We start from the raw sequence: 985 nt of genomic DNA on the forward strand, positions 1-985 counted from the left end.
ATATTATTGTTTAAATAAATATCTTTTTATAAAATCAACAATTTGAATTGGTTGATTGATATCAAAAATAGGCACAGAAACATCTAATGGTTCATCACTGGCTATCGCTATTGTAAACTCATCTATATAGAGGGGCTTTTTATTTGCTTGACGATGACAAATGATTTTAGGAATATTTTCGTCTTTAAATCCTTCAATCAATATAATATCAACATCATTAAATTGATTAATGAGCGTGATTAAATCTGCTGGTTTATTCGGTGTTTCTTGAATCATTGCATAACGATTATTACATGCAATAATTGTTTGCAAAGATCCAGCTTTTCGCAATTCATAACTATCTTTACCAGGAATATCAAACTCAATGTTATGGTGCGCATGTTTTAATGAACCAATAGTAAAACCTTGTTCAACGAATAATTCAATGATCTTTTTTAGTAAAGTTGTTTTGCCGTTACCACTATAACCACAAATCCCAATAATTTTCCGGTTGTTCATCGATTCTTTACTCTAATGTGCTATATTGAAGATTAGGTAATATTACACTATTTTATACAATGCCTGTTGGAGAAGGAGCGTTATATGTACGATTTTTTGAATGATTATAATCAAACGGTTCACCCTCATTTACTAAAAAATTTTATTGATATTGCTGATAAAAAATTGAGTGGTTATGGTTTAGATGATATCTGTGATCATGCAATAGAAAGCATAAAAAAACAATTGAAATCACCAAAGGCTGATATTCATTTTATGCCTGGAGGAACTATTACTAATTTAACAGTAATTTCACATATATTAAGACCTTATCAAGCGGTTATTGCAACTGACACAGGGCATATTAATGTGCATGAAACTGGCGCTATTGAGGCGACAGGGCATAAAGTGTTAACAGTGCAAACGGAAGATGGGAAACTGACACCAGAATTGATTAAGCCTGTTTTAACTCATCATTGCGATGAGCATATGGTACAACCTAAACTTG

At 31.6% G+C, this 985-nt stretch carries 2 protein-coding genes; one reads left to right on the forward strand and one right to left on the reverse strand.

Annotation, left to right across the window (positions count from 1 at the left end; all coding sequences use genetic code 11):
• Positions 1 to 3: 3 nt before the first annotated feature.
• A complete protein-coding gene (gene mobB / locus A9G30_RS08230; RefSeq protein ID WP_065568366.1) occupies positions 4 to 498 on the reverse strand; it encodes a molybdopterin-guanine dinucleotide biosynthesis protein B in 495 nt (164 codons plus the stop codon).
• 84 nt (positions 499 to 582) lie between these two features.
• On the opposite strand from mobB, the gene A9G30_RS08235 reads away from it, so the two are divergent.
• A partial coding sequence (locus A9G30_RS08235) for a beta-eliminating lyase-related protein (protein WP_255305759.1) occupies positions 583 to 985 on the forward strand: 403 nt, incomplete at its 3' end.

The sequence above is a fragment of the Gilliamella sp. Fer4-1 genome (assembly GCF_001690515.1).
Lineage (GTDB): Bacteria > Pseudomonadota > Gammaproteobacteria > Enterobacterales > Orbaceae > Gilliamella > Gilliamella apicola_C.

Excerpts from the sequence above, each read along its gene's own strand:
- mobB (WP_065568366.1), bottom strand. The coding sequence starts at position 498 with ATGAACAACCGGAAAATTATTGGGATTTGTGGTTATAGTGGTAACGGC.